Below are 9317 nucleotides of genomic sequence, written 5' to 3' on the forward strand. Positions count from 1 at the left end.
TGATCTCGCGCCTCAACGTTTCGGGCGCCGTCCGCGTTGGGGGAGGGACAGGACGAGCAGGACATGAGGCAGGACATCAGGCAGGACACGAGGCAGGGGACGGCATGCGTGAAGGGTTCGAGGCGTTCGTCGAGGCGGAGACGCCGCGGCTGCTCGGGCTCGCGCACGCCCTGACGGGCAACCCGCACGACGCGTGGGACCTCGTGCAGGAGTCGCTCACCCGGGTCGGCGTGCGCTGGCGGCGGCTGGGCTCGGAGAACCCCGGTGGCTATGCACGCACCACGCTGGTGCGGCTCAACATCGACCGGGCCCGGCGGCTGCGCCGCGAGATGCTGCCCGGCACCCTTCCCGACCGGGAGGCGCCCGTCGAGATCGTGGACCAGGTCGATCCGTGGCTCGTCGAGGCCCTGGCGACGCTGACGCCCCAGCAGCGGGCGGCGGTGGTGCTGCGGGTGCTCGAGGACCTCGACCACGCCGGCATCGCGGAACGGCTCGGCTGCTCGGTCGGCACCGCGCGCAGCCACCTCTCCCGCGGCCTGTCCCGGATGCGAGAGCGGGCAGACGCCCGCCAGGAAGTAGGAGAACCCTGATGACCGACCACCTCGAGGACGACCTGCGCGACGCGCTGACCCGCATGTCGGGAGCCGTGCGACCGACGGTCGGCGCCTGCGACACCATCCACGCCGGCGTACGACGGTCACGGCGGCGCCGCGCGCTCGGCACCGCCGTCGGCACTGCCGGTCTCGTCGTGGCCGTCGCGGCGGGCGGCTCCGCGCTGACCCGCACCGCGAGCGAGCAGACTCCGGTCGAGCCGGTGCCCGTCACCTCGTCGGCCTCGTCGGCCTCGCCCGTCGACGTGGGCGAGGCCGCCACCGAGCCGCCCCTCGTCTGCTACCTGCAGCGGCTCGTGGTGGGCGACGCGATCACCCTCGCGGAGCTCCGCGACCAGAAGCGCGTCGTCGGCCAGGTCCGGGCGTTGAGCTCGGTGCAGGTCCGGCACGCGGAGACCACGCCGATCGGGGTGGTGGCGCTGGTGGTCGACGACAGCGGCGACGCCGACCTGCGGGCCGACCCGTCGGTGGTGGCCCGGCTCCGTGAGCTCGGGGTCGCGCACGTGCGGGAGTGGGACCCGGCTGCGGCTGCGGCCGGGACCGGCGCCGCCCCCCAGGTGCGTCGCGTGATCACGCAGACCGTGCGGATCGCCGTGCGTGACGGTCAGGAGTGCAGGTCGGGCGGCCGGTAGGGTGCCAGCGTGCTGCTATCCGACCGCGACATCCTCGCCGAGATCGACCACGGCCGGATCGCCCTCGAGCCCTGGGATCCCGCGATGCTGCAGCCGTCGTCGATCGACGTGCGGCTCGACCGGTTCTTCCGCGTCTTCGAGAACCACCGCTACCCCCACATCGACCCGGCCGCCGACCAGTCGGACCTCACGCGTGAGGTCGAGCCGGAGGGTGACGAGCCCTTCATCCTGCACCCGGGCGAGTTCGTGCTGGGCTCGACGTACGAGGTCGTGAGCCTGCCGGCCGACATCGCCGCCCGCGTGGAGGGCAAGTCGTCACTGGGACGGCTCGGCCTCCTGACTCACGCCACCGCCGGGTTCGTCGACCCCGGCTTCTCGGGGCACGTGACGCTCGAGCTGGCCAACGTGGCGACGCTGCCGATCAAGCTCTACCCGGGCATGAAGATCGGGCAGTTCTGCTTCTTCCGGCTGACCTCGCCGTCCGAGCACCCCTACGGCTCGGAGAAGTACGGCTCGCGCTACCAGGGCCAGCGTGGTCCGACGCCGTCACGGTCCTTCCAGAACTTCCACCGCACCCAGATCTGAGCGCTCACCCCTCGAGGTCGGCGAGGCTCTCGCGGTCGTAGCGGCTGCCGGGGCAGATCCCCCGCAGGCCGCTGCCGGACCAGGCGCCCTCGACGGAGCCCCGCGAGACGGTCGCCTGGACGGTGACCCGGAAGCACTGCTCGGTGCCGCCGAAGCGGCCCGCGTAGTCGAACGGCACGATGAGTGGCAGCGCAGAGCCTGCCCCCTCGTCGCTCACGGGTCCGGGCAGCACCCGCTCGAAGACCGCGCCAGCCCAGGCGTCGTCGCGGTTGGCGCGCGTGACCCGGACGCGGGTCTCGCCGAGCTGCCAGCCGTCGCCGACGACGAAGGGATCGAAGCTCACGCACATCGTCGTGCGCGTGAAGCCGATCCCGGCGAGCGCGTCGAGCTGCGCGGGCTTCAGCTCGGGGGCGGACGGTGCGGTGAAGAGTGCGACCTGCTGCACGGCGAAGCAGTCGGCGTCGGCCTGCGCCGTGTCGTCGGTGACGGGCTCGCGATCGCCGGATTCGGGATCGGAGTCGGAGCAGCCGGCGAGCAGCGTCACGGCGAGCAGGACGGGTGCGGTGGCGAGGAGTCGACGCATGTCCTCATCGTCTCCTGCGGCGACCGGGCGGAACGCGGGCGTCCTACGGCAGCAGCATCAAGTAAGGTAAGCCTAACTAAGGCTGCCCTCACTTCGAGAGACGACTGCGAGAGACCACGATGACCACCACTGTTCCCCCCGCCCTGCCCTTCCTGCTCGCCGAGCTGGAGGTCGCGAGCGTCGAGCGGCTCTCGCCCAGCTTCGTGCGCCTCGAGCTGGCCTCGGCCGCGCTGGCCGACCTCGGCCTGGACGGACCGGTCCTGGACCAGCGCATCAAGCTGGTCTTCCCCCACGGTGACCGCCCGCTCCCGAGCATCGAGGGTGCCGACGAGTCCTGGACCGCCAGCTGGACGGACCGCCCGGTCGAGGAGCGAGGCCACATGCGCACCTACACCGTGCGCGAGGTGCGCGGCTCGGGCGTCGACACCCGGCTGGTCGTCGACATCGTGCTGCACGAGGGCGACGGACCGGAGGGGCCCGGCGCTGCCTGGGCCGCCGCGGCGGAGGTCGGCGACCGCGTGATCACGCTGGCACCCCGGCGCGGTCACGAGTTCGGCGGCGTGGAGTTCGTCCCGGGCACGGCGAGCGAGCTGCTGCTGGTCGGCGACGAGACGGCGGTCCCTGCGGTGGCCGGCATCCTGCGCGACCTCCCCAGCAGGGCACGGGGCGCGGCCTTCCTCGAGGTGCCGCTCGCCGGGGACGTCCAGACCCTCGAGCACCCCGAGGGCATGTCGATCACCTGGCTGCCGCGCGACGGTGCCGGGCGCGGCACCGCCCTGCACCAGGCCGTGCTCGACCACCTCGGCGCACCGCTCGAGCCGCTGGGGGCCCTCGAGCCGATCGAGGTGGACGACGACCTGTGGGAGACCCCGACGTACTCCTCCTCCGGCGAGCCGGTCCAGGAGGCGGTCAGCGTCGTCGGGCACGACCTGGCGGGCCTCTATGCGTGGATCGCCGGTGAGGCCAAGGTCGTCACCGGCCTGCGGCGCGCGCTCGTGCGCGACCTCGGCGTCGACCGGCACCAGGTGGCGTTCATGGGCTACTGGCGCTCCGGGGTCGCGATGAAGTCCTGAGGGAGGTCCTCGGGCGGCAGCAGCGGCGGGTCGCCGGGTGTCGCCCGCCCCAGCCCCGCGACGGCGAGCAGGATCAGGGCGGTGCCGGCGATCCCGGGAGCGCCGAGACGCTCGTCCAGCAGGAGCGCGGCCATCACGGCGGCCGTCACCGGCTCGAGCAGCGTCGCGATCACCGCAGCGCTGCCGACGGTCGTGCGGAGCCCGGCGTAGAGCAGCCCGTAGGCCAGCGCCATCGTCATCACGCCGAGGTAGACCAGGAGCGCCAGCACGCCGGGGTCGCTGCTGACCAGCGGTGAGCCGCCCAGCCCGTCGAGCCCGCTGAGCAGCCCGAGCGGCACCAGCGCCACCGCGCCGACCGTGGTGGTGGTCGTCGTCAGCGCCAGGGGACCGGTGCTCTGGGCGAGCGGGCGGCCCATCGCCGTGGTCAGGGCATAGGCGGTGCCGGAGCCGATCGCGGCCAGCACCCCGAGGAGCGGGTGCGGTCCGGTGCTGCCGAGGCCCGCGGTCGAGCTGACCAGGAGCAGCCCGGTCAGGGCGGCGACGAGCACCAGGAGCCGCGACGTGTCCGGCCGGCGCCGCGTGTGCACCGCCTCGCCGACGGTCAGCAGGACCGGCGCCAGGCCGAGGCTGACGACGGTGGCGACCGTGACCCCGACCGCGACGACGGAGGCGAAGTAGAGCGCCTGGTAGGTCGCGGTGGCCAGCCCGACCGCGACCGCGAGGCCGGGGCGCTGCCGCAGGAGTCGTCGTACGTCGGGCAGCCGGCGCAGTGCCACGGCTGCGGCGAGCAGCACGACCGCGGCGATGAGCATCCGGTAGGCGCTGATCGTCAGGACCGACATCGGCGTCGTCTCGCGGACCAGCTGGACCGCGAGGCCGCCGGTGCCCCACAGGACGCCCGCCAGCGAGATCTGCAGCAGGCCGATCCGGGCTGCCCCGGGGTGCTGGGTCACCGGACCAGTCTCGCCGAGTCGGCGCACAGTCACACCGGGTTTGTCCGCGGGTCAGGACTCCAGACGGTCCGCGAGCGTGCGCAGTCGCCGGGCCATGCGGGTGGCGCCGCGGGACGGCAGGCGTGGGACGGAGGCCTTCGCGAGGCGCTCGGCGATGCGGTGACGTGCCTCGGTCTCGATCGACGGGTGCAGCTCGTTCATGGGGTGCTCCTTCGAGGGGTGGGCTGTGGGGTGTCAGGCGGGCGCGAGGACGACGTCGCCGCTGACGGTGGTGGCGCGGACCTCGAGGTGGTCGGCGCCCTCCTCCGGCTGGCCGGCGCCGGTGATGCCGGAGTGGAGGTGGCCGGTGAGGGTGGTGATGTCGGTCCAGACGGGCAGTCCCGCGGGCACCCCGATGTGCACGTCGCTCGAGGCGCCCTTGACGGTCACCCGGCCGCGCCGCGCCACGCCGATCCTCAGGTCGCCGCTCCCGGTCGACAGCGACACGTCGTCGTTGGACTCGGTGACGGTGACGTCGCCGCTGCCGGTCTTGACGACCGTGGGGCCCTGGCTGGACCCGATCTCGATGTCGCCCGAGCCGGTCGAGACCGACAGTGCTGCTGCCGCTCGGGTGATCACGACGTCGCCGGAGCCGCTCTTGACGCGCACGTCCTGGTCGGTCTGGGCGACCCGGACGTCGCCGGACCCGGTCTCCAGGGTGGCGGCGCCGACGACGTCGATCGCCACGTCACCGGAGCCGCAGCGCACCTGGCAGGTGTCGTAGCGGCCGTGGCCGCGCACGTCGGCGCTGCCGCTCTTGACCGCCAGGTTGCTGCCGGTGGGCACGGTGATGACGAAGTCCAAGGAGGCGTCGCCGGCGCTGAGGAAGCCGGTGCGCTGGCGTGGTGCGATGACGACGAGGTCGTCGCCGTCCTGCTCGACGCGGACGCTCTCGGCGTCACGGCCCCTGACCTCGACACGGGACTCGGTGGTGTCGACGGCGTGGACGGTCACGGAGCCCTTGCCGATCTCGGCGTAGAGGCTGACGGGGTGCAGGGTCGCGAAGTGGTGCTCGGTCATGGTGTCTCCCCTGGGGGTGGGTGGTGTGCGAGTGGGTCGGCTGGACTGCGCCGGAGCGTCAGAGCCAGCCGGTCATGCGGCGGTTGCCCTTGCCGCGCAACGGGTCGTTGCCGCCGAGGAACGGGATGCTCGAGAGGTCGATGTCGACGTTGACGACGCCGTGGTGGGTCGCGTTGCGGACGACGGAGACCAGCCAGGTGTTGAGCGACTGGCCGGCCTGGGCGGCGGCGTCCTCGGCGCGGGTCTTGACCGACTCGGGCAGGCGCAGCGTGATGCGGGCGACGCCGCCGTCCTCGTCGGTCTCCCCGGGAGGCGCCGGTGGTGTGGGCGGCGCCGGGGGAGCCGGCGGTGCCAGGTCGGCCGGCGACGGGGACGTGACGACGAAGTCGAGCTCGCGGCCCTGGAGGCGTACGTCGACCCCTCCCGCCGGCATCTCGGCCGTGATCTCCGCCGCCGCCTGGGAGATGGCCTCCATCAGCGCGAGCCGGGCGGCCGGGTCGAGGGCGAAGCCGAGCCGTTCCGCGGCCTGGCGCGCCTCGGGCCCGGCGCCCTCGGCGGCGGCCAGCAGGTCGCGGCGAAGGCTCTCGATGAAGGGGGTGATGTCCATACGCACCACTGTGACATCACTCTGACACCACGTCAAGGGTCATCTGATGTCATGGTGACGTCGCACTGGTGTCATCGATGCGGATCCGTTTGTCCCGGCGCGGATCGGGGCACCTAGATCGAGGTTTCTCCGGGTGTCGCCACCGGACACGTCTGCAACGAGGCAGCGCATTGTCGATTCCGACCGTTCCCAGTCCGACCGTCATGGCCAGTGACACGATCATCTCCGCGAGCTTCGTGGACTACCTGATCGTCTTCCTCTACTTCGGGGTCGTGCTCGGCATCGGCGTCATCGCCCGCCGCCAGGTCTCGGACTCGGTCGACTTCTTCCTCTCCGGTCGCTCGTTGCCCGCGTGGGTGACCGGGCTGGCGTTCATCTCCGCCAACCTCGGTGCCGTCGAGATCATGGGCATGTCGGCCTCGGGCGCGGAGTTCGGCCTGCCGGCCGTCCACTACTTCTGGGTCGGCGCGATCCCCGCGATGCTCTTCCTGGGCATCGTGATGATGCCCTTCTACTACGGCTCCAAGGTCCGCTCGGTCCCCGAGTTCATGCTGCGGCGCTTCGGGCCCGGAGCCCACCTGGTCAACTCGATCTCGTTCGCCGTCGCGCAGCTGCTGATCGCCGGCATCAACCTCTACCTGCTCGGCAGCATCATCCGGGCCCTGCTCGGCTGGCCGCTCTGGCTCGCGCTCGTCGTCGCCGCCGCGATCGTGCTGTCCTACATCACCCTCGGCGGGTTGAGCGCCGCGATCTACAACGAGGTCCTGCAGTTCTTCGTGATCGTCGCAGCCCTCCTGCCCCTGACGCTGATCGGACTCCACAAGGTCGGCGGCTACGGCGGGCTCAAGGACAAGATCGCCGAGGCCGCCTCCGGCAACCCCGACATCGCCCCGGCCGACCAGCAGCTCAACTCCTGGCCCGGCCAGGCGCTTTCCGGCTTCGACTCCCCGCTGCTCTCGGTGATCGGGATCGTGTTCGGCCTTGGCTTCGTGCTGTCCTTCGGCTACTGGACGACCAACTTCGTCGAGGTCCAGCGCGCCATGGCCTCCGACTCGATCTCCTCGGCCCGCAAGACGCCGATCATCGGTGCCTTCCCCAAGATGTTCATCCCCTTCATCACGATCCTGCCCGGCATGATCGCCGCGGTCCTCGTCTCCGAGATCGCCGACGTTAAGGCCGGCGAGTCCGTCGCCGGAGGCGCGTCCGGTGACGGGGTCGCCTACAACGACGCGCTGCTCTACCTGATGCGCGACCTGCTCCCCAACGGCCTGCTGGGCCTCGCGATCGCCGGCCTGCTCGCAGCGTTCATGGCTGGCATGGCGGCCAACATCTCGGCGTTCAACACCGTCTTCAGCTTCGACCTCTGGCAGCAGTACGCCGTCAAGGACCGCGACGACGACTACTACCTGAAGGTCGGGCGACTGGCCACGGTGGCGGCCACCGTCATCGCGATCTTCACCGCCGGGCTGGCCAGCAACTTCTCCAACATCATGGAGTACCTCCAGGTGCTCTTCGGCTTCTTCAACGCCCCGCTCTTCGCCACCTTCATCCTCGGCATGTTCTGGAAGCGGATGACGGCCACGGCCGGCTGGGTCGGCCTCAGCGCCGGCACGCTTTCCGCGATCGCGGTCGCCTTCCTCAGCGAGGACGCCTTCGGCTCGCTCAGCACCGGCGTGATCCCGCTCGGGGGCCAGGGCGCTGCGTTCGTCGCGGCGGCCACCGCCTTCGTGGTCGACATCGTGCTCAGCGTCGCGGTCTCCCTGGTGACGAAGCCCAAGCCGGTCTCGGAGCTCAAGGGCCTCGTCTACTCCGAGACCCCCCGCGAGGACCTGGTGGACGCCGACGAGGCGTCCTACCCCTGGTATCGCCGCACCATGCCGCTCGCCGGGGTCGCCCTGGTGATGGTCATCGCCCTCAACCTGGCCTTCTGAGGAGGACCTCATGTCACCTGACAGCACCTCGGGCCGCACGCACACCGCCGGCGCCCTCGACATCCGCAACATCATCGGTGGCCTGCTCGGCACCTACGGCGTGATCCTCACGATCACCGGCCTCGTCGCCGACCCCGAGACCGACAAGACCGGCGGGGTCAACGCCAACCTCTGGGCCGGCCTCGCCCTCCTCGTCGTCGGCGTCGGCTTCCTGGTCTGGGCCCGGCTGCGGCCCGTGGTCGTGCCGGAGACGACGGACTAGTCGCCCTCGGCGGGCGGGCAGTCGGCGCACCGGGTCGGCTGTCGGTCCCAGCCCCTCCGTTGCAGCACGGCCCCGACAGCGGCCGCGGTGGCGCACGCATCACGGAACACCTGCCCGTAGCCGATCCGCAGCGTCTCCACCCCGTCCACCGCGGCGCTGAGGTCGCGCCCCAGGTCTCGGTCGCGTTGGTCAGCAGAGTCGTGGAAGAGCCGGCCGTCGAGCTCGACGACCAGCCCGTCGTGGTCGACGTCGCTGTAGGTCGTCGTGCCGCCGCGGGCCCGGCGCACCTGGCGCAGCCCCTCGGGCAGGCCGTGGGGACGCAGGACCCGGTCGAGGTAGCCGTGCTCGAGCACCGAGCAGGTGCCCTCCGCGACGTCCTCGAGGACGCCGACCAACCACGCGCGGTCGCGCAGGCGGCTGCGTGAGCGGGCGGTGCGGAGGAGTCGCTGCGCCGTCGTACGACGTCCGCCGCAGGCGTCGGCCAGCACGGCGACGGTGTCGAGGCGGGTCGGTGCGTCGAGCGCGACGTCGAGCACCGCGTCGTCGTAGCGGATCCGCGGCGGACCGAGGTTGGTCAGCGCGCGGTCGGTGAAGTCGCGCAGACGGTGCACGCGGACGCCGTGTGCCGGCGTGACGTTGCGATCGGCGTCGACGGCCACCTCGATGTCGCGGTCGTCGACGAGCCGGCGTCCGGGGCCCTCGGCGATCCGGACGGCCGACGTGTGGCTCAGCGCGGAGCCCGGCCCCGCGTGGAGCACCGCCGCCCACGCGCGCTGCTTCCAGGTCAGCGGGCCGGTGTGCTCGACGTAGACGCCCGGGTGGACCGTGGCCAGCTCGCGTCGGCGCAGCATGCGTTTGAGGTCGTGCTGCTGGAGCCCCAGCCCGAGGGCCTGTCGCCGGGACACGAGGCCGTCCTGGTCACGCAGCAGCTCCGAGATCTTGTCCATGAGAAGCAGGGTGCGACGTGGCGGTCAGGGTGAAACCGGGACCGCGTCGGGGTGTGGACATGAGTGCGGCGGAT

At 72.0% G+C, this 9317-nt stretch carries 12 protein-coding genes; 6 read left to right on the plus strand and 6 right to left on the minus strand.

Going from position 1 to position 9317, the window contains the following annotated elements; translation table 11 throughout:
* Positions 1-104 precede the first annotated feature (104 nt).
* Genes AAG827_RS16110 through dcd form a run of 3 tightly spaced genes read left to right on the plus strand, consistent with a single transcriptional unit; the run spans position 105 to position 1828 of the window.
* Entirely contained in the window at positions 105-590 is a 486-nt protein-coding gene (locus AAG827_RS16110) for a SigE family RNA polymerase sigma factor (RefSeq protein ID WP_341927179.1), read from the plus strand.
* Positions 590-1243, plus strand: a complete 654-nt coding sequence (locus tag AAG827_RS16115; protein WP_341927180.1) for a hypothetical protein — start codon at positions 590-592, stop codon at positions 1241-1243. Before AAG827_RS16110 ends, AAG827_RS16115 begins: the two co-directional genes overlap by 1 nt.
* Positions 1244-1252: 9 nt before the next feature.
* Positions 1253-1828: a dCTP deaminase gene (gene dcd, locus AAG827_RS16120; protein ID WP_341927181.1), complete on the plus strand. Its 576-nt coding sequence runs from the start codon at positions 1253-1255 to the stop codon at positions 1826-1828.
* 4 nt (positions 1829-1832) lie between these two features.
* Here the strand turns inward: dcd and AAG827_RS16125 are convergent, their stop codons facing one another.
* A complete protein-coding gene (locus AAG827_RS16125; RefSeq protein ID WP_341927182.1) occupies positions 1833-2411 on the minus strand; it encodes a hypothetical protein in 579 nt (192 codons plus the stop codon).
* A 119-nt stretch (positions 2412-2530) separates the two neighbouring features.
* Here AAG827_RS16125 and AAG827_RS16130 point away from each other — a divergent pair, with 119 nt between their 5' ends.
* Entirely contained in the window at positions 2531-3484 is a 954-nt protein-coding gene (locus tag AAG827_RS16130; RefSeq protein WP_341927183.1) for a siderophore-interacting protein, read from the plus strand.
* Here AAG827_RS16130 and AAG827_RS16135 read toward each other — a convergent pair.
* From AAG827_RS16135 to AAG827_RS16150, 4 genes are read right to left on the minus strand one after another with little or no spacing between them, the layout of a single operon-like run.
* Positions 3451-4437: a DMT family transporter gene (locus tag AAG827_RS16135; RefSeq protein ID WP_341927184.1), complete on the minus strand. Its 987-nt coding sequence runs from the start codon at positions 4435-4437 to the stop codon at positions 3451-3453. The genes AAG827_RS16130 and AAG827_RS16135 overlap by 34 nt on opposite strands.
* 51 nt (positions 4438-4488) lie before the next feature.
* A complete protein-coding gene (locus AAG827_RS16140; protein WP_309650500.1) occupies positions 4489-4638 on the minus strand; it encodes a hypothetical protein in 150 nt (49 codons plus the stop codon).
* A 33-nt stretch (positions 4639-4671) separates the two neighbouring features.
* Entirely contained in the window at positions 4672-5496 is an 825-nt protein-coding gene (locus tag AAG827_RS16145; protein ID WP_341927185.1) for a DUF4097 family beta strand repeat-containing protein, read from the minus strand.
* 58 nt (positions 5497-5554) lie between these two features.
* Complete coding sequence (locus tag AAG827_RS16150) at positions 5555-6103, minus strand: pilus assembly protein HicB (protein WP_341927186.1); 549 nt, start codon at positions 6101-6103, stop codon at positions 5555-5557.
* Between the two features lie 203 nt (positions 6104-6306).
* Here AAG827_RS16150 and AAG827_RS16155 point away from each other — a divergent pair, with 203 nt between their 5' ends.
* Together AAG827_RS16155 and AAG827_RS16160 are read left to right on the plus strand one after the other, a co-directional pair.
* Positions 6307-8034: a sodium:solute symporter family protein gene (locus AAG827_RS16155; RefSeq protein WP_341927187.1), complete on the plus strand. Its 1728-nt coding sequence runs from the start codon at positions 6307-6309 to the stop codon at positions 8032-8034.
* A 10-nt stretch (positions 8035-8044) separates the two neighbouring features.
* Positions 8045-8296: a hypothetical protein gene (locus tag AAG827_RS16160; protein ID WP_341927188.1), complete on the plus strand. Its 252-nt coding sequence runs from the start codon at positions 8045-8047 to the stop codon at positions 8294-8296.
* Here AAG827_RS16160 and AAG827_RS16165 read toward each other — a convergent pair.
* On the minus strand, positions 8293-9243 hold the full coding sequence (locus tag AAG827_RS16165; protein WP_341927190.1) for a type IV toxin-antitoxin system AbiEi family antitoxin domain-containing protein: 951 nt from the start codon (positions 9241-9243) through the stop codon (positions 8293-8295). The two genes, AAG827_RS16160 and AAG827_RS16165, sit on opposite strands and share 4 nt — an antisense overlap.
* Positions 9244-9317: the final 74 nt, after the last annotated feature.

Origin of the sequence: Nocardioides psychrotolerans (assembly GCF_943371775.1) — a bacterium.
In the GTDB taxonomy this organism is placed as follows: domain Bacteria; phylum Actinomycetota; class Actinomycetes; order Propionibacteriales; family Nocardioidaceae; genus Nocardioides; species Nocardioides psychrotolerans_A.